This is a genomic window from Nostoc sp. (assembly GCF_036917155.1).
GTDB lineage: Bacteria > Cyanobacteriota > Cyanobacteriia > Cyanobacteriales > Nostocaceae > Nostoc.
Map to the genome: position 1 here is coordinate 1 of NZ_JBALDZ010000005.1, position 17,728 is coordinate 17,728.

The following is a 17,728-nucleotide window of genomic DNA, read 5'->3' on the forward strand; positions in this document are numbered from 1 at the left end:
TTGGCGCGTAGCGCCAACGTACCGATGCACGCGATCGCATCAATTGAGTGGTAACAAGCACAGATCAGTCGATAACCCGCAACTTGGGTTATTAGCAAATAAGTGCAAACTATCCGCATTCAACTTCGGGAAAGTACGCAGGAAACAGTTGAACTCAGGTATTGGCTACCTCAAAAAAATCACTATGAATCACGTCGCCTGAAATTAGCAGAAATTGCTAATTTCCTCAAGCAAGGTGAACGAGATTACTATAAACTGCTGCCCAATTTACCAGGAATCGGGAAGCAGTTATTTTTTTGGTTGGATGGGGATGGACGGTGGTTGAGTCGGGGAATTGCTAACTGTCGCGGTGAGGGGTTGGTAATTGCCATTGATACCGATCAAAAACTGGCACATCTACCTTGGGAAGTGCTGCATGATGGTGAGGATTTTTTGGTGAAGCAGGTTAATCCAGTGGTGTTACCTCTGCGCTGGATTGAGAAAGAAACGGCAGGGTTTTCTGTGGAAGCACGGCAATTGCGAGTATTGTTTATGGCAACCGACCCGGAAGATGTGGAACCAAAGTTAGAGTTTGAACAGGAAGAAGCGAGAATTCTGGCTGATACGCGAGATTTTGCTGTTGATTTGCGGGTGGAAGAAAGCGGTTGCGTTAGCGAGTTGGGTAAGGTGTGGAGTCGCTATTTTAATGACTTTGATGTGTTTCACCTCACAGGACACGCCTCAATTAAAGCTGAAGCACCTTACACGCCTTACTTTATCACTGAGACGGAAATCGGGGAACGCCACGAAACCACAGCCGCAGAACTTGCCGAAGTCTTCCGGTTTCGCTTTCCCAAATTGATGTTTTTATCTGGGTGTCGGACTGGACAAGCACCAGATAAAGGCGCTGTCCCTTCAATGGCTGAGGCGCTAATTGCCCAAGGGGCTAGGGCTATTTTAAGTTGGGGGCGGCCTGTGGAAGATCGGACAGCTACAGCCGCCGCCGCGCACCTTTACGGGAAATTGGCAGCCGGATATCAATTAGCCCAAGCCCTCGCTAGCACTTACCAGCAGTTGTTTAAACAGAATGTGCGTGACTGGCATTTGTTGCGGTTATATGTCCAGGGAGAATGTCCCGGTGCGTTGGTGGAAGTGTGGGGAGATTTGCCACCCTCAGCGCCGGAACCTGCATACCAACAGTTTTTAGATCCCGATACCCAACTGGTGCGGGTGGCGAAACCCTCTGAGTTTGTTGGCAGACGGCGGACTTTGCAACGTTGTCTCAAAGCAATTCGTACTTCGTTAGGGGTACTAATTCACGGACTGGGGGGTGTGGGTAAGAGTACTGTGACGGCGCGACTTCTGGAAAGGATGGTTGGCTATGACAGGCTGGTGATTGTTCGGCAACTGGATGAGGACAAACTGCTCAAAACCCTTGCTGAACAATGTACCTCGGAACGGGGGCATGATATTCTCAATGGCAAGTTACCGTTGATGCAGCGCCTCACCAAGTTTTTCACTGAAGGACTGAATACCAAAGAACAGCGATTTGCTTTTGTGCTGGATGACTTTGAGGCTAATTTGGAATTACGAAATGGGGTTTATGTTTTGCAACCTCAAGTTGTGGATGTACTGCTGGCGTTGCTGAAGGCGATGCAAAATTCCCAACTTCCCCACAAGGTAATTATTACCTGTCGCTACAATTTCACATTGTCGGAACTGAATCATCGTCTGTACCGCGAACCTCTGGGGGCTTTGGGTGGGGCAGATTTAATTAAAAAGTATAATCGTCTGGATTCGTTTAATGGCAGTTGGCAATTTCAGCCAGATTTGCCGGAACGTGCCAAACAAGCAGCAGATGGAAATCCTCGGCTGTTGGAATGGTTAGATAAGATTTTGCAAAATTCCCCGCAGTCGCCAGAAGCCGAGAGGGGAGTTGAGATGATTCTGCAAAAGATGGCAGATAAGGAAAAGGAATTTCGTGAGGATATTTTGGCACAGGTATTGCTGAAGCAGCAAACTCCAGCTTTGCGTCAAATGCTGGGGAAGTTGTTGGTGTATGAGTTACCTGTTCCTCTAGCTGCGATTTCACCGATTTGTGAGGATATCTCAAGTTGGGAAAGTCATATTCAACGCGCTGAAATTTTGGGTTTGTTGGAAGTTACCCTCACCAACAACACAGAGAGGTTGTATCGTGTTCCCCGGATTTTGTCACCGTTGCTAGAGTTTCCAGAAAACCCCAAGGGTGAAGAGTTGTATAAACAAGCTGCACAAATTTTGTATCGCCTGTGGTGGGAGGCGAAAAGTTCTACGGAAGCACAAAAGTTAGAAATTCATCGGTTGGCTTTGTTGGGGAAGGTTGAAGAGATTGCAGCGAAAATAGCTAGTTCATTGGGGGAACACTTGCGGAATCAAAGTCGATTTCGGGAAGCAATACATCTGTGCAAATCAACCTTAAAAATTACTAAAAACCATAGGGTTATCAGAGAAATTGCTTATTGTGAACACCGAATAGGTGAAGTTAATCAAGCATTAAACTATTACGAAGAAGCTTTAAATCTTTGTCCCGCAGAAGACGAAAGAGAATTAGCAGCAATTTATCATTGTTTAGGAATGCTGAAAGCCAACAAAGGGGAAGTCGATGAGGCGATCACACTCTACAATCAGTCTTTGGAAATAAATGAACGCATTGGTAATGTCCAAGGCAAAGCGACAACGTTGCAAAATCTGGGAGTAATATACGCCAACAAAGGGGAAGTGGATAAAGCGATCGCACTTTTCAATCAGTCTTTGGAAATAAAAGAACGCATTGGAGATGTCCAAGGTAAAGCGGAGACATTGCACGAACTGGGACGTATCTACGCCAACAAAGGGGAAGTGGAGCAAGCAAGCGCACTTTTCAATCAGTCTTTGGAAATAAAAGAACGTATTGGAGATGTCCAAGGCAAAGCGGCGACGTTGCACGAACTGGGACGTATCTACGCCAACAAAGGGGAAGTGGAGCAAGCAAGCGCACTTTTCAATCAGTGCTTAGAAGTTTTTGAACGTATTGGTGATGCTTATTGGAAAGCACTAACGTTGCACAATCTCGGATATATCTACGCCAACAAAGGGGAAGTGGAGCAAGCGATCACACTTTTCAATCAGTCTTTGGAAATAAAAGAACGTATTGGAGATGTCCAAGGCAAAGCGGCGACGTTGCACGAACTGGGACGTATTTACGCCAACAAAGGGGAAGTGGATGAAGCGATCGCACTCTACAATCAGTCTTTGGAAATAAATGAACGCATTGGTAATGTCCAAACCAAAGCGGCGACGTTGAACTGTCTGGGAATAATCCACTCCAACAAAGGGGAAGTGGATGAAGCGATCGCACTCTACAATCAGTCTTTGGAAATAAAAGAACGCATTGGAGATATCCAAGGCAAAGCTGCGACATTGCACTGTCTGGGAATTATCTACGCTAACAAAGGGGAAGTGGATGAAGCGATCGCACTTTTCAATCAGTCTTTGGAAATAACTGAACGCATTGGGGATGTCCAAATCAAATCGGCGACGTTGCACTGTCTGGAGTATCTACGCCAACAAAGGGGAAGTGGATGAAGCGATCAGACTCTACAATCAGTCTTTGGAAATAACAGAACGCATTGGATATGTCCAAAGCAAAGCGGCGACATTGCACCAACTGGGAATAATCCACGCCGACAAAGGGGAAGTGGAGCAAGCGATCGCACTCTACAATAAGTCTTTGGAAATAACTGAACGCATTGGGGATGTCCAAATCAAAGCAGCGACGTTGCACTGTCTGGAGTATCTACGCCAACAAAGGGGAAGTGGATGAAGCGATCAGACTCTACAATCAGTCTTTGGAAATAACAGAACGCATTGGATATGTCCAAAGCAAAGCGGCGACATTGCACTGTCTGGAGTATCCACGCCGACAAAGGGGAAGTGGAGCAAGCGATCGCCCTCTACAATCAATCTTTAGAAATATTTGAATGCATTGGTTATGTTCAAGGCAAAGCAGCGACGTTGCACCAACTGGGAATTCTCTACGCCAACAAAGGGGAAGTGGATGAAGCGATCGCACTCTACAATCAGTCTTTGGAAATAACTGAACGCATTGGTAATGTCCAAGGCAAAGCGGCGAATTTGCACGAACAGGGACTTCTCTACGCCAACAAAGGGGAACTTGATGAAGCGATCGCACTCTACAATCAGTCTTTGGAAATAAAAGAACGCATTGGTGATGTCCAAGGCAAAGCAATGACTCTGTGTTGGTTAGGAGTTTTAGCAGAACAGCAGGGTGAATACAGTAAAGCGATATCCTATTTGGAACCAGCTTTAGAGATTTTGCAGCGATTGAAGTCACCGTATGCTGAACAGGTGCAGGCGATGCTGGAGAGAATACAGAATCATTCGTAAAGACTTAGATCCCCGACTTTTTGAAAAAGTCGGGGATCTGGTTTTCTGGTGATTGACAAGCGATCACTTTCTCAAATTTCTGGGTACAGAAGTGCGATCGCCTCTCGCATATCTACCACTGTTACTCTCTCTAATTCCTGACCATAAAATGAACCAAAATGTGTCTTATCACCCGTTACCAAAAGGTCTGCTCTACTCTCTACTGCTGTCGCTAAAATGGGAGCATCTTTCAAAGGTAGTCCCATCTCCATTGCCCAATTGACTCGTGCAATTGGTGCTTCTCCAACTATAGTTAGTTTGGGGATTAAATCTTGCTCCAATCGTGTTAAAGCTTGGGGATATTTAGCTGTAATATTACGCCGTGTTTCTTCCAAAGCATGAGGCGAAGTTAGCAAAGCACAATACCCAGCAGAAGCCAACTTAAACAATGCACTACAGCGACCATCAGGACTAATAGCTGCTGCAAAGATAACATTAGCATCCAGGAATAAGCGCATTTATATTCCCTATTCAGCATCTTGAAGCTGTCGCTGAAGTTGTTTAGCTTCTTCGTCAGTTAAGCGATCGGCTATCTGAAACTCCTCGATTCGCTCGTCTGTATATATCTCAATCGGATACACTCCAGCAGGACGTAGTAAAATTCCACCATCAGCAGTAGTTTCTACCAGTAGCATAGTTTCCCCATCTAACCCTAGACGATTAAGAATTGCTTTGGGAATAGAGACTTGACCTGTTTTTCCTAGCTTGATGACTTCCATAATTTCTAAATAACCATAATCCGGCAACCCGGAATTTAATTAGATCATAACTAATCAGGTTTACTCGCACCAACTTTTCTGTTGATTAATCTAGTTTACAGGCACTTGGTACAAAAAGCGATCGCTCTCTACAATCAGTCTTTGGAAATAACAGAACGCATTGGTAATGTCCAAACCAAAGCGGCGACGTTGCACCAACTGGCAGGTATCTACGCCGACAAAGGGGAAGTGGAGCAAGCAATAGCACTCTACAATCAGTCTTTGGAAATATTTGAACGCATTGGTAATGTCCAAGGCAAAGCGGCGAATTTGCACGAACTGGGAAATATCTACGCCAACAAAGGGGAACTTGATGAAGCGATCGCACTTTTCAATCAGTCTTTGGAAATATTTGAACGCATTGGTAATGTCCAAGGCAAAGCAATGACTCTGTGGCGCTTAGGAGATTTGGCAGAACAGCAGGGTGAAAACACTAAAGCGAGATCCTTTTGCAACCAGCTTTAGAGATTTTGCAGCGATTGAAGTCACCGGATGCTGAAGGTGTGCGTGCAAGTCTTGATAGGGTAATGGGTAATTCGTAATTCGTAATTACTGAAAGATTTTTGTCTCACGCAGAGGCGCAGAGAAGAACGCGAGAGTGTTTTTTTAATAAATGAAAATTGCTGTAATGAGTCTTTAATACTCGTGAATGAGTCTTTGATACTCATTCATGAGTCTTTGAACTCCGTTAATGAACCTTTGAGCTTCATTCGTGAACCTCGCAATGTTGTTCGGTTAAGGCAAAAGACGCGATGAATCGCCGTCTCTACAATAATCATTCCTTTGTAGAGACGGCGATTTATCGCGTCTTCGTGATTATGGGATTTATTTCATTAATAGATTTTGATAGCAATTCAGGTGAGAGAATCAGGATCTATGCCGAGCGATCGCAACCGTTCTGCTAACAATTGGACGCGTCGTAGTGCTTCCTGTGCTTCTTGTTGAGCAAGTTTTGCCTGTTCTTGTGGTGTAAAAAGCCTTTGCCCTTGCTGATCGTACCAATACAACCACTCGCGGGGAATGCCTAGATAAGTTCCCCGTTCCATGCCAATTCCTAAACCGATCTCTGGCAACCAAACGGGATTACCATCATGTAATTCATAAGCATTATTAACTAATTTGTAAACTTCCAACCGTGGCTTTCGGCGACGATTCGGATTGTAGACTACATAATATAAAATCCCTAATTTCGCATACTCTGATTTTTTAGTAGAGTACTCACCACGATACTTTTGAGATACTACTTCTAGCGCTAATACTGGTACTCTCTTTTCTTCCCAAAGGACATAACTGGGGCGGAGGTTTTCATCATAAAATCGCTCTACGCCCAGACTCAAAAACCCATCTGGGACTATTGCTGGTAAGTCTGGGTCATAATAAATACCCATATCTACGCCAAAATACCAATCCATGCGTTCTGGCCAAGCCATTGCGAGTATTGCTTTGAGTAAACCGGGAATTAAATCTTGTAATTCGTTATCCACTGGGCTATCGTCAGAGTCGGGCAGTTCCTCTGATGAGGGCAAACAAGCTAATGGATCGTAATTTAGCATGATGGACTTACTGTTTTTCGGTGGTTAGTACATCTTTATTTTATTAATAAATTTTGATAGCAATTTAGAAGAACGCGAGAGTGTGATTTAACGTGAATTCGACAAACCTCTCCCTGCTTTGCAATAGCAATACTCAAAACTATTTCAAACAGATCCAGTCGCCTTCTACTTGAGCGATCGCACTTAAAGCTTGATACCGCCAATCGCGTGCAGCAGCTTCACTATTTATCTGACTTTTCACGGGAAGTCCTCAAGCCCCCAAAAAGCGTAGGTTTTTCCACAGGCTAATTCTCAATAACTCTGAGTTAATGAAAATAGCTAACGGAGAAATCAGGGCTTGGGAAAGCATCAAAATGACCTTTTCCACATCCCGTGAAAAGTCAGCACTATTTATCGGTTCGTTTGCTGTTTCTAAATAAAAGCATATACCCCAAGTTTTCGCTAAATTTTCGACGTGTTTAGCATTAGCCTCGGAGTCAGAACGCCAGCGATGATCGCAGTGAGCAATACCTAAATACCATCCCCATTTGGATTGTAAATCTAAAAGTAATTTTATCAAACACAGAGAATCTTGTCCGCCGGAGACAGCGATTAGTAGTAAACTTTTGCACCAGCTGGGACATATCTACGCCAATAAAGGGGAAGTTGATCAAGCGATCGCACTCTACAATCAGTCTTTGGAAATATTTGAACGCATTGGAAATGTTCAAGGCAAAGCGGCGACGTTGCACTGTCTGGCAATTCTCTACGCCAACAAAGGGGATGTGGATGAAGCGATCGCTGTTTGTCTTTAAGCCAAAAGAAATTTTTTGACTCAGACATACAAGCGATGCCTACGGCGGTAAACTACGCCCTCAACTGAGATTTAAGCCGCACAAAAAATCGGGGCAGGTTTCAAGCCTGCCCCGACATCTGATATATTTCGCCCTACGGCTGTTGCCACAGGCTTTAAGCTATTAACTAAATGCACCATATCTTCTAAAGAAAGTGCTTGACGGGCATCAGAAACAGATTTTTCTGGTTCTGGGTGACATTCAATAATTAATCCATCAGCACCACAAGCGATCGCAGCCCTAGCCACAGGTGCCACCAACTCTCGTTTACCGACGGCATGGGAAGGATCTACAATGACAGGCAGGTGAGTGATTTGCTTGAGTGCTGCCACTGCCCCTAAATCTAGGACATTACGGGTGTAATCATCAAAGCTGCGGATACCTCTTTCGCACAACACCACATCAGGATTCCCGTGGCTGAGAATATATTCAGCAGCCATGACGAATTCTTCAATAGTTGCTGCTAAACCACGCTTGAGTAATATTGGTTTACCAGCTTGTCCTAAAGCTTTGAGCAAGTCGAAGTTTTGCATATTGCGGCTACCAACCTGAAGCATATCAGCGTGGGCGGCGACTACTTCAATTTGGGAAATTGACATTACCTCAGTGACAATCGGCATAAGGTAATGCGATCGCACCCTTGCCAAAATCTCTAATCCGGCTTCTCCCATACCTTGGAAAGCGTAGGGAGATGTGCGGGGTTTGTAGACACCGCCACGCAACCCCTGTACCGATGCAGTAGATAGCTTGTGGGCAACTATCTCCATTTGTTCTAAGCTTTCGACGGTGCAGGGGCCACCGATAATTACCAGTTCTTCACCCCCAAAAGCGACTTTTTCGGAAATTTTAACGATTGTCTGGTGGTTAGGATGAGATTGTGCGGCAAGTCTAGCATTAATCATGGTTTCATTCTCCTGAAAAAAGTTAGGGATTGGGTATTGGGTATTGGGGACTGGGTATTGGGTATTAAGGTAAGAGTTGTTTTCCATTCCCCAGTCTCTAATCCCCGATAACAACAAAAAAAACCCGGAACTCTTAAAGGTTCCGGGGGCGTTCTGATTCATTGGCATGACGCTATTTACCCGGAACTTAGTTTGGGCCAAAAGTAAAAGCCATAAAACCAACTACTGAAATAAGTCATGACAATGAAATTCTCCTTAAAAAACAAAAACCGCAGAGTTCGCTCTGCGGTTCACCGGGTGGTTTCCATTAGGAAACTTAATTCACTCCCGGTGAACCACCCTAAACCAAAAATAAAAGTAAGAATTCGTGTTAAGCATTTGCGGGGCTTTTGCAGGAAACTCTAAAAACTATATCTATCTAATTTAACATTATCAGGAAAAATAAGCGGTGTCAACACCTCCATAAACTAACGAACGCGAACAGCGTCCCGTAGGGAAGTGAAACCCAACATCCAAAGAGTTTGGTATTGTTAGGTTTCGTGCCTCAATTCAACCTACGCCTAAAATCAATATTTTTGCTAAAAGTCTTATTTTGTCAGCATTCTAGATTATTCTTTCCCGAAAGTGATTAAAGAGGGATTACTAGGGGTAAAATAATTTGAAATTACGAATTACGAATCACTTTTTGAGTTTTACTTTGTGGAGTAATTCATCTTTAATCCGGTTGAGAATTGAAGTCTCATCCAGGTTTGCCAAAATCCGATTAATCACTGCTTTCGGCCCATCAGGCCCCCAAGTTGCGCCATTGGCTAAATAAACTTTGGTAACTTGTCCAATACCGTAAGAAGAAACACCAGCTACTCCCCCTTGGGTGAGTGCCACTGATATATAAGGGCCTAAGGCAATGCCACCTGTGGCTGTTGCAGAGATCCCAAGTAAAGTTTTTAATCCACTTAAGCCCAAATTTGCTAACAATTCACTAGCACCTATGCCGCCCATACTCAGGGCGATTTTTTGTAGCAATTGTATAGCCCCAGCTTCGGTCATGGAGAAGCCATAGAGTTTAGATAAACCCAAAATCAGAGCAATATCAATGACTACACTACTCAGAATATCTACCACAGTTACGGGATTAAGTGCGATCGCTAATGCCTTAGTCATCACAGCTTTCCAAATCAGCTGATTGGCATTCTGTTCCCGAATCATCACTTTTCGCTCTACCAATTGCTCATTTACAATATCGGCATAAAGCATAGTATTGAGAGCAACCAAGGCTTTACCCTCACGGTGTAGAATCTCCAAGATTTTCAGCTTCAGTTCCTCAACTTGGGCATTCCCTGTACGTAACTGTATACCCCTAGTACCATCAGGGCGACGAATCGCCGTCTTCACCAATGGCGATGCCGCAGCCATAATAATTTCTAGAGGTGTAAGTAATTCCCGCACCCTTTCATCCCGGATTTTGTGATAAATTGCCATCCGGTCTGCTTCTGGATACTGGTCTACTTTGTTAAACACCAGAATGATCGGTTTACCTGCTTCCCGCAACTGAGAAAGGGCCATGTATTCTAGCTTTGTCATGTCGCCAGATATCACAAACAGAATTAAATCCGCTTGTTTGGCAATCTGTTCAGCTAAGGCGGCACGGGTTGCACCATCTACTTCGTCTAACCCAGGAGTATCAATTAATTCTACCTGTGATTGACCTACACCAGGGAGAGTAACCCGCAAAGCACGTTCAGTTTCCCCAATTGCTTCCTCGCTAATACTCCAATTAACTCTTTGTGCAGCACGGGTGACACCGTGCAGCGGCCCAGTTTCAAATACTGTTTGTCCAACCAAAGCATTGAGTAGCGAAGACTTACCACGTCCCACCATGCCAAAAGCCGCAATCTGTACCACCATACGGTCTAACTTCCCCAGCATGGTTTCCAACTCAGCAATTTCCGTCTCTAACCCGGTTTTTTCATGGGGGGTGAGGTCGAGATTGGCTACCAAATTTCGCAGCGCCGTTTGTGCTTGTTTATAGTTAAGTTCTGTTTGAATATCTTCAAAACTGAAAATAGCACTATCCAGTTCTTCCTCCCAACTGAGAGAATTTGGGTCGGTGTTAGCGGAATCGCTTTGATGAGGTTCAGGCATAGGCAGGGTTGAAGTCATTTTAATTTTAGATTTTAGATTTTAGATACACCCCCTCTACCATCCTAGTTATTTTTAGCAAGGGTTTGGCGAGATGAGAGGGAGCAGAGGTAGCAGGGGAAGAATAATTTTTACCCAATGCCCCATGCCCAACTCGTAGACTAATGACTAACAAAAAGTCATAAACTGAAAAATGCATCTAATATAACGCGTTAGAATCTTGACTAAATTACCTGTGCGGAAAATCGTTATTGCCGGCAACTGGAAAATGTACAAAACTCAGGCAGAGACCCAGGAGTTTTTACAAGGATTTCTGCCCCACTTAGAGGAAACCTCCCAAGGGCGAGAAGTGATATTGTGCCCTCCGTTCACTGATTTAAGCGTTTTGTCCAAAACTTTGCACGGTAGCCTCATCCAACTGGGGGCACAAAATATCCATTGGGAAGAATTTGGAGCCTATACGGGTGAGATTTCTGGCCCAATGCTGACAGAAAGTGGTGTGCGCTTTGTAATTGTCGGTCATAGCGAACGACGGCAATACTTTGGTGAAACGGACGCCACTGTTAATCTGCGCCTCCGAACTGCTCAAAGGTTTGGTTTGACTCCAATTCTCTGTGTTGGCGAAACTAAACAACAACGAGATGCAGGAGAAACTGAATCCCTGATTATTCGCCAACTTGACAAAGCCTTGGTAGATATCGATCAGAATAATTTGGTGATTGCCTACGAGCCAATTTGGGCGATTGGTACTGGTGATACTTGTGAAGTAACGGAGGCAAATCGGATAATTGGCTTAATTCGTAGCCAGTTGAGTAATCCAAATGTATCAATTCAATATGGCGGTTCAGTTAAACCCAATAATATTGATGAGATTATGGCTCAACCAGAAATTGATGGTGTTCTGGTGGGTGGAGCAAGTATAGAGCCTGAGAGTTTCGCTCGGATTGTGAATTTTCACTTAGTGTAATGTGCCTTCTTTTCGTTCCCATGCTCTGCATGGGAATGCCTACAGTGGGGCTGCCGCCTCACATAGCAATGTAGATTTATGCCAAGGAACTTGATAATTCGAGGACGCTGTTTCGAGTGGGGACAGCGGACTTATCTGATGGGTATTTTGAATGTGACGCCTGATAGCTTTAGTGATGGGGGTGAGTTTAACACTACCTCTGCCGCTTTAGTACAGGCGCAAGCCCTGGTAGCTGCTGGTGCTGACATAATTGATGTGGGCGGTCAATCAACTCGACCAGGGGCAAAGCAAATAACTCTGGCGGAAGAACTTGACCGAGTACTATCGGTGTTAGAAGTGCTAAGACCAGAAATCTCAATCCCGATTTCTGTAGATACAACTCGTGCTGCTGTAGCTAGGGCATCAGTAGAAGCTGGAGCGGATATGATTAATGATATTTCTGGCGGTACTTTTGACTCAAAAATGTTGCCAACAGTTGCAGAGTTAAATGTGCCGATGATTTTAATGCACATCCGGGGAACACCACAGATAATGCAACAACAGACTGATTATCAAGATTTGCTCACAGAGATTTATAGTTTTTTGGCTGGGCAAATTGAGGTAGCAACTACTGTGGGCATTGACCTGGATAAAATTATTATTGATCCTGGTATTGGTTTTGCTAAGAACTATGAGCAAAATTTAGAAATTTTTCGGGGCTTGCGATCGCTTGCAGCACTCAACTGTCCTATCTTAGTAGGAGCATCTCGTAAAAGTTTCATCGGTCGCATTTTAAATCAACCAGATCCCAAAGCACGAGTTTGGGGAACGGCAGCAGCTTGTTCTGCTGCTATTTTTAATGGCGCTGATATCCTCCGAGTTCACGATGTTCAAGAAATGCGCGATGTTTCATTAGTAGCCGATGCAATATTCCGACAAGCCGCACAGCTTGACCAATAATTCCTTGATGTTACACAGCAAGCAAATTCTAGATTTATTTATTGATTGTCAAAAATTTGACTTTCCTAAACTGCATGAATATGGTGTTTTCTCATGAATCATTTAGGATTGCTATAGTAAATCAAGCCATCTTTCCTTAGAAACTAACCCAACACCAACTGTCATTGAAAACAACACAGAAACTAATTAGAATAATTCGTAATTAAGTTTTGTAGCAGAGTTTTAGACTCTGCTACAAAATTTACTACCAAATCGACAGAAGTTACTTAAGCAGCGGCTATTTCTTGTGCCAAAACGTAAGGCTGGACAATGAGAGTATTGAATCGCTTACTACGCTCAAGATTCCATTCTCCCACCTGTACTGTCGTGGGTTTGGTAATCAATAGCTCATCAATCCACTGTTGCACTGATGGAATGTTATCACTAGCGATCGCTACTCCAACATCTATCAAGTTTAAATCAAGTGCCACCAAAATTACTGCATCTCGTTGTACATGAGGAATTAGCCACTCCCACTCTGCCTCATCCAAAATCTTTGTTAATTCCGCTCTTAAATCCGACATTATTTCCCAATTTGTCTTGTCTAATATACTATTCTACATTAGATAGACCTCTTGTAAAATTTAAAGTACTATCTAAAAATAATTTTTTAGACTAATAGCTCAATTCCGTTTAAACCAAATCATTATAGTATTTTTATGCTGTTATAACCGATTTTTTATGCCCCATAGACTCAAGTATCTGGGTGTTCAAGTAGTTTTATAAAAAGTTAATTACTAGCTCCCGATTAAACTTCAGATTTAATTTCATTGATGAAAAATAAAGACATAATTACTCTAGGATAGGAATAAATATAAAAACACCTAAAGATTTGCCAAATAAACTAACCACAGAGACGCAGAGAACACAGAGAGAGGAGAAATAGAAAGCAAATCCCGGATTTCTCACCACATCTCTCAAAACCTTGTGCTCTTGAGCAGAGGGGCAGAGGGGATTGAACTTGGCACATTGAACTCTCCTCTGCTCCCCTGCTCAAGAGCACCTCTGCATTTCAAGCTTGTGAGAAATGCGGGAAATATACCAGGCGATTAGAAATCGCGGCTACACAAACGTACTTCTTTGGATAACCCGGAGGGTAGACCGCCTACGCGGACTTAAACCCACGCAGGTGGGTAAAGTCTCGTATAGCCAAGCCAGTGCGGTCTTCTCACATTGGGAGAGGCTAGCGCCTTCGCGCGCGGAGCGTCTCGTAGAGAAGGGGATTTCCCCCATGCACAACTGGCGCGCGAATTCCATTCGCTAGGGCAGGTGTGTTTTTACACTCATTGAGATGCTCCCATGTGGCACTTGAGGGCGTGGAATGTAGGTTAAAAAATTTGGGCTGATGTTCAGATGTTGAAATATTTGCTTGTACGCGTCGGGACTTGGCAGTGATTGTGTTGATTTGGCTTGTCACTCCAAAAATCCTTTGGATAACTTGTGGTAATGTTACAAATCGTAATCAGATTCTTACGGTTATATTTCCAGATGCTTTAGAACGTCTGCCACAAGGTAAAGCGATTATATAAATTAGCCCAGACGCCTAGCTGCTGGCCATCATCCTATTTTCAAAAATATTTGCAACAAATTAATTGGCTGTAGGGGTGTACATCTGTATACCCCTAACTATGTAGGGTATGGCGTGTATTTCATAAACTACAAGCTCCCCGATTTCTTAAATAAATCGGGGATCTGAGCCTTCGATTTTCATCAAAACTTGGTTAATCTCAGCAATAACTCTTTAACATCGGTAATTAATCCCAACAAACGCTGACCATCTCCCACATCGCTACTTCCCTGTTCTCTTGGAAATCGCGGTTTTTAATAGGTATTTTTTCCTACTTTTGGGGTGGTTTTTAGTGAAACAAGTACCCTAAAATTACAAAACATCCTGAAATCTATATAAATTAATGGTTTCATCTATCCACATCAGGCTACAACACCTTAGAATGATTCATTGAAAAGTCGAGCCGATGGGATGTACAGCCGTTTAGAGTAAAAATACTCCCAAAGGATGATTTTTGTATTTCTGCGAACAGAAATTTCAGTATAAGATGTATTAATTTGCATCCGTGCTGAAATCTCAAGTAAACCTTCAGGAGTTTGACATGAACAAAGGTGAATTAGTTGATGCCGTAGCTGAAAAAGCTAGTGTTACCAAGAAACAAGCGGATGCAGTCTTAACTGCCGCTTTGGAAACGATTATTGAAGCGGTTTCCTCTGGTGATAAGGTGACATTGGTGGGATTTGGTTCATTTGAATCACGGGAACGTAAAGCTCGTGAAGGTCGCAACCCGAAAACAAATGAAAAGATGGAAATTCCAGCCACGAGAGTTCCTGCTTTCTCCGCAGGAAAACTGTTTAGAGAAAAGGTAGCACCCCCAAAAGCATAGGTTCTGTCTTCGGGAACCCTTTTTTAATGCGGCAACCTGCACACGGGGGAAATTTAGCCTGGGCAGCGGCACTGGCTGGCTGTCCCCCTGATGCTATTCTGGATTTTTCTGCTAGCATCAGCCCGTTGGGGCCTCCAAACAGCGCGATCGCTGCTATACTGTCCCAAATTGGTAATCTTAAGCACTATCCAGACCCAAATTATAGTGAACTGAGACTAGCTCTCAGTCACTTCCATCAATTGCCGCCTGAGTGGATTCTGCCGGGTAACGGCTCCGCAGAATTACTCACTTTAATCGGTCGGGAATTAGCTCAATTAGCCGCAACAATTTTAATAACTCCAGCCTTTGGCGACTACTACCGAACCCTGAGGGCATACGACGCGAAAGTGCTGGAGTGTCCTTTGTCATTAGTCACTGGTCATTGGTCATTGGTCATTGACAAAGGACAAAGGACAAAGGATAAAGGACTATTGCTAAATAATCCCCACAACCCAACCGGAAAGCTATTCTCGCGGGACTCTATATTGCCCTACCTAGAGCAATTTGCTTTGGTTGTGGTGGATGAAGCATTTATGGATTTTGTGCCGCCCAATGAGGAACAAAGCCTGATTCCGGTAGTACAGGAATATGCAAATTTAGTAGTATTGCGATCGCTGACCAAATTTTACAGTCTCCCAGGACTGCGATTAGGATATGCGATCGCACACCCCGATTGTCTAGCAAAATGGCAGCTATGGCGCGATCCTTGGCCTGTAAACACACTAGCGGCAGCGGCGGCAATTGCAGCACTCCAGGATACAGATTTTCAGCAGCAAACCTGGGCATGGCTACCACCTGCACGAAACCAACTCTTTCAGGGTTTAGCTGAAATCCCAGGATTGCAACCCCAAGCAAGTGCCGCTAACTTTTTACTAGTTGAGTCTCAACAGTCTACTTTGCAGTTGCAGCAACAATTACTCAAACATCATCAGATTTTAATCCGCGATTGCCTTAGCTTTCAAGAACTAGGCGATCGCTTTTTCCGGGTTGCTGTACGTGAAGAGTCCGATAACCAACGCTTACTAACAGCGCTAAAAGAGAGTTAGGAGTTATAAGTTATAAGTTAGGAGTTATAAGTTCAAGAAAGGTTTTAACTCCTAATTCCTAACTCCTAACTCCTAACTCTTAATTCCTAATTCCTAACTCTAAATTCCTAACTCCTAACTCTAAATTCCTAACTCCTAACTCCTAACTCCTAACTCTAAATTCACGTGACTATTGACTACGATATTGTAATTATTGGCGGCAGTCTTGCTGGATATTACGCTGCCCTTGCTGCAACCCAACTACGTGCTACAGTTGCTCTGGTGGAACCCAAAGTAGATTATGGTTTGACTCATCACCATGCTCTTACGGAAATTGCTAAACTGGCACAGAAGTTGAATAATGCTGCTGGTTTTGGTATTCACGCCACACACACTGATACCTCAGAAAAATGCCATATATCTATGGCATGGCAAGAAGCAATGCTGTATGCTCAATGCGTCGCCTCAAATCTTAAAGAACAGCATTCTCCAGCCATCCTAGCCGCGCAGGGAGTCGATGTCATAGTTGGCAGTGGTCAATTTCAATCTTCCCCCCAACTGGCTTTTGCCATTAACAATCGCTTATTACGCGCCCGTACCTATTTGCTAGCCACTGGTTCACGTCCAGAAATTCCTGAGATTGAAGGATTGCAAGCCACTGGCTATCTAACCCTTTCTAATATTTGGCAATCCTTACAGGGAGCAACATTACCCAAAAATTGGGTAATTATCGGCGGAATTCCCCAAAGCATTGAAATCGCTCAAACTTTAGCGCGGTTTGGTTGTAGTGTGACGCTAGTAGTCAAGCATCCTTATATTCTCCCCTATTTAGAGCCTGAGATAGCCATACTGCTTCAGGCACAATTGCAAGTCGAGGGTGTGCGCGTCCTCACCGAAAAACCAGTAACTCAGGTAAAGCTAATTGAGGATAAAAAGTGGATTCAAGCAGGAGATAAGGCCTTTGAAACTGATGAAATTTTAGTGGCGACTGGACAACAGCCAAATCTCGAATCTCTCAATTTGGCAACAGTAGGCGTGAAATGGCATCAGCGTAGCTTAGTGGTGAATGATAAATTACAAACCACTAACCACCGCATTTATGCTTGTGGTGATGTCATTGGTGGTTACGACTTTGCCAATATCGCTAATTATGAAGCCAAAATTGCCCTGAACAATGCCCTCTTTTTTCCCAGGCTACGAGTAAATTATTGCTCCATTCCTTGGGCGATATTTTCTGTACCGATGCTGGCGCAAGTGGGTTTGACTGAAGCCCAAGCAAAACGCCAATTTCGTAGAGATGAAGTTTTAGTTTTGCGACAGTATTTTAAAACAGTGGTAGCAGCCCAAATTTGCGGCGAAACTACTGGTATGTGTAAATTAATTGTGCTACGCAATGGGGAAATTTTGGGAGCTTCGATATTGGGGGGTGAAGCTGGAGAATTAATTAATTTGATTGCCTTGGCAATATCACAAAAAATTAAAGTCAAAGATTTAGCAAATTTATCTCCCGTCTATCCCAGTTTCTCAGTAATTCTGGAACAGACTGCAAGAGAGTGGAGTAAACAAAAGTTAAATAGCAATATTGCTTTGCAAGAGTTTTTAGAAGGCTTCTTCCATTTCCGCCGCAATTGGAATTTATGAGTTATTGGGCATTGGGTATTGGGCATAACACTATATCGACTTTAAAATCTCGTCAAG

16 protein-coding genes and 1 pseudogene are annotated in these 17,728 nt (G+C 43.7%); 10 read left to right on the plus strand and 7 right to left on the minus strand.

The window, feature by feature from the left end; all coding sequences use genetic code 11:
* The first annotated feature begins 102 nt into the window (after positions 1 to 102).
* The 3 genes from V7K67_RS00275 to V7K67_RS00285 are packed head-to-tail and all read left to right on the plus strand — an operon-like array spanning position 103 to position 4,404.
* Positions 103 to 3,582, plus strand: coding sequence for a tetratricopeptide repeat protein (locus tag V7K67_RS00275; RefSeq protein ID WP_335164771.1), 3,480 nt, complete (start codon positions 103 to 105; stop codon positions 3,580 to 3,582).
* The gene (locus V7K67_RS00280) at positions 3,575 to 3,820 is read left to right on the plus strand and encodes a tetratricopeptide repeat protein (RefSeq protein WP_334729289.1); all 246 of its coding nucleotides are present in this window, start codon (positions 3,575 to 3,577) and stop codon (positions 3,818 to 3,820) included. Before V7K67_RS00275 ends, V7K67_RS00280 begins: the two co-directional genes overlap by 8 nt.
* A gap of 50 nt (positions 3,821 to 3,870) precedes the next feature.
* Complete coding sequence (locus tag V7K67_RS00285; RefSeq protein WP_334729290.1) at positions 3,871 to 4,404, plus strand: tetratricopeptide repeat protein; 534 nt, start codon at positions 3,871 to 3,873, stop codon at positions 4,402 to 4,404.
* A 71-nt stretch (positions 4,405 to 4,475) separates the two neighbouring features.
* On the opposite strand, the gene V7K67_RS00290 is transcribed toward V7K67_RS00285, so the two are convergent.
* Both V7K67_RS00290 and V7K67_RS00295 read right to left on the minus strand, forming a co-directional pair.
* Positions 4,476 to 4,901 carry a putative toxin-antitoxin system toxin component, PIN family gene (locus tag V7K67_RS00290; RefSeq protein WP_334729291.1) on the minus strand — a complete coding sequence of 142 codons (426 nt, stop codon included), beginning with the start codon at positions 4,899 to 4,901 and terminating at the stop codon, positions 4,476 to 4,478.
* Positions 4,902 to 4,910: 9 nt separating this feature from the next.
* A complete protein-coding gene (locus V7K67_RS00295; protein WP_335164774.1) occupies positions 4,911 to 5,189 on the minus strand; it encodes an AbrB/MazE/SpoVT family DNA-binding domain-containing protein in 279 nt (92 codons plus the stop codon).
* Positions 5,190 to 5,243: 54 nt separating this feature from the next.
* Here V7K67_RS00295 and V7K67_RS00300 point away from each other — a divergent pair, with 54 nt between their 5' ends.
* A complete protein-coding gene (locus tag V7K67_RS00300; RefSeq protein ID WP_335164776.1) occupies positions 5,244 to 5,666 on the plus strand; it encodes a tetratricopeptide repeat protein in 423 nt (140 codons plus the stop codon).
* Between the two features lie 389 nt (positions 5,667 to 6,055).
* On the opposite strand, the gene V7K67_RS00305 is transcribed toward V7K67_RS00300, so the two are convergent.
* Positions 6,056 to 6,754 (minus strand): Uma2 family endonuclease, encoded by a 699-nt coding sequence (locus V7K67_RS00305; protein ID WP_335164778.1) that lies wholly within the window; start codon positions 6,752 to 6,754, stop codon positions 6,056 to 6,058.
* Positions 6,755 to 7,121: 367 nt separating this feature from the next.
* A pseudogene (locus V7K67_RS00310) lies at positions 7,122 to 7,352 on the minus strand (ATP-binding protein); the annotation flags it as partial.
* Between the two features lie 7 nt (positions 7,353 to 7,359).
* Between V7K67_RS00310 and V7K67_RS00315 the strand changes: the two are divergent.
* Entirely contained in the window at positions 7,360 to 7,548 is a 189-nt protein-coding gene (locus V7K67_RS00315; protein WP_334729295.1) for a tetratricopeptide repeat protein, read from the plus strand.
* Between the two features lie 71 nt (positions 7,549 to 7,619).
* Here V7K67_RS00315 and aroF read toward each other — a convergent pair whose 3' ends face one another.
* Together aroF and V7K67_RS00325 are read right to left on the minus strand one after the other, a co-directional pair.
* Positions 7,620 to 8,489 carry a 3-deoxy-7-phosphoheptulonate synthase gene (gene aroF / locus V7K67_RS00320; RefSeq protein ID WP_334729296.1) on the minus strand — a complete coding sequence of 290 codons (870 nt, stop codon included), beginning with the start codon at positions 8,487 to 8,489 and terminating at the stop codon, positions 7,620 to 7,622.
* Between the two features lie 678 nt (positions 8,490 to 9,167).
* Positions 9,168 to 10,649, minus strand: coding sequence for a GTP-binding protein (locus tag V7K67_RS00325; protein WP_334729297.1), 1,482 nt, complete (start codon positions 10,647 to 10,649; stop codon positions 9,168 to 9,170).
* A gap of 214 nt (positions 10,650 to 10,863) precedes the next feature.
* Between V7K67_RS00325 and tpiA the strand changes: the two genes are divergently transcribed.
* Both tpiA and folP read left to right on the plus strand, forming a co-directional pair.
* Positions 10,864 to 11,595, plus strand: coding sequence for a triose-phosphate isomerase (tpiA, locus tag V7K67_RS00330; protein WP_335164830.1), 732 nt, complete (start codon positions 10,864 to 10,866; stop codon positions 11,593 to 11,595).
* A gap of 78 nt (positions 11,596 to 11,673) precedes the next feature.
* Complete coding sequence (gene folP, locus V7K67_RS00335; RefSeq protein ID WP_334729298.1) at positions 11,674 to 12,534, plus strand: dihydropteroate synthase; 861 nt, start codon at positions 11,674 to 11,676, stop codon at positions 12,532 to 12,534.
* Positions 12,535 to 12,800: 266 nt separating this feature from the next.
* Here the strand turns inward: folP and V7K67_RS00340 are convergent, their stop codons facing one another.
* Positions 12,801 to 13,097: a DUF2288 domain-containing protein gene (locus V7K67_RS00340; RefSeq protein WP_334711478.1), complete on the minus strand. Its 297-nt coding sequence runs from the start codon at positions 13,095 to 13,097 to the stop codon at positions 12,801 to 12,803.
* 1,584 nt (positions 13,098 to 14,681) lie between these two features.
* On the opposite strand from V7K67_RS00340, the gene V7K67_RS00345 reads away from it, so the two are divergent.
* From V7K67_RS00345 to V7K67_RS00355, 3 genes are all read left to right on the plus strand, one after another.
* Positions 14,682 to 14,966: an HU family DNA-binding protein gene (locus V7K67_RS00345; protein ID WP_010998076.1), complete on the plus strand. Its 285-nt coding sequence runs from the start codon at positions 14,682 to 14,684 to the stop codon at positions 14,964 to 14,966.
* Between the two features lie 26 nt (positions 14,967 to 14,992).
* Positions 14,993 to 16,051 (plus strand): threonine-phosphate decarboxylase CobD, encoded by a 1,059-nt coding sequence (cobD, locus tag V7K67_RS00350; protein ID WP_335164781.1) that lies wholly within the window; start codon positions 14,993 to 14,995, stop codon positions 16,049 to 16,051.
* A gap of 165 nt (positions 16,052 to 16,216) precedes the next feature.
* Entirely contained in the window at positions 16,217 to 17,671 is a 1,455-nt protein-coding gene (locus V7K67_RS00355; protein WP_334729300.1) for a dihydrolipoyl dehydrogenase family protein, read from the plus strand.
* Positions 17,672 to 17,728 lie beyond the last annotated feature (57 nt).

Coding starts and splice junctions, on each gene's coding strand:
- V7K67_RS00285 (WP_334729290.1), top strand. CDS start 3,871: ATGTCCAAAGCAAAGCGGCGACATTGCACTGTCTGGAGTATCCACGCC.
- V7K67_RS00290 (WP_334729291.1), bottom strand. CDS start 4,901: ATGCGCTTATTCCTGGATGCTAATGTTATCTTTGCAGCAGCTATTAGT.
- V7K67_RS00305 (WP_335164778.1), bottom strand. CDS start 6,754: ATGCTAAATTACGATCCATTAGCTTGTTTGCCCTCATCAGAGGAACTG.
- aroF (WP_334729296.1), bottom strand. CDS start 8,489: ATGATTAATGCTAGACTTGCCGCACAATCTCATCCTAACCACCAGACA.
- V7K67_RS00325 (WP_334729297.1), bottom strand. CDS start 10,649: ATGACTTCAACCCTGCCTATGCCTGAACCTCATCAAAGCGATTCCGCT.
- folP (WP_334729298.1), top strand. CDS start 11,674: ATGCCAAGGAACTTGATAATTCGAGGACGCTGTTTCGAGTGGGGACAG.
- V7K67_RS00340 (WP_334711478.1), bottom strand. CDS start 13,097: ATGTCGGATTTAAGAGCGGAATTAACAAAGATTTTGGATGAGGCAGAG.
- V7K67_RS00345 (WP_010998076.1), top strand. CDS start 14,682: ATGAACAAAGGTGAATTAGTTGATGCCGTAGCTGAAAAAGCTAGTGTT.
- cobD (WP_335164781.1), top strand. CDS start 14,993: ATGCGGCAACCTGCACACGGGGGAAATTTAGCCTGGGCAGCGGCACTG.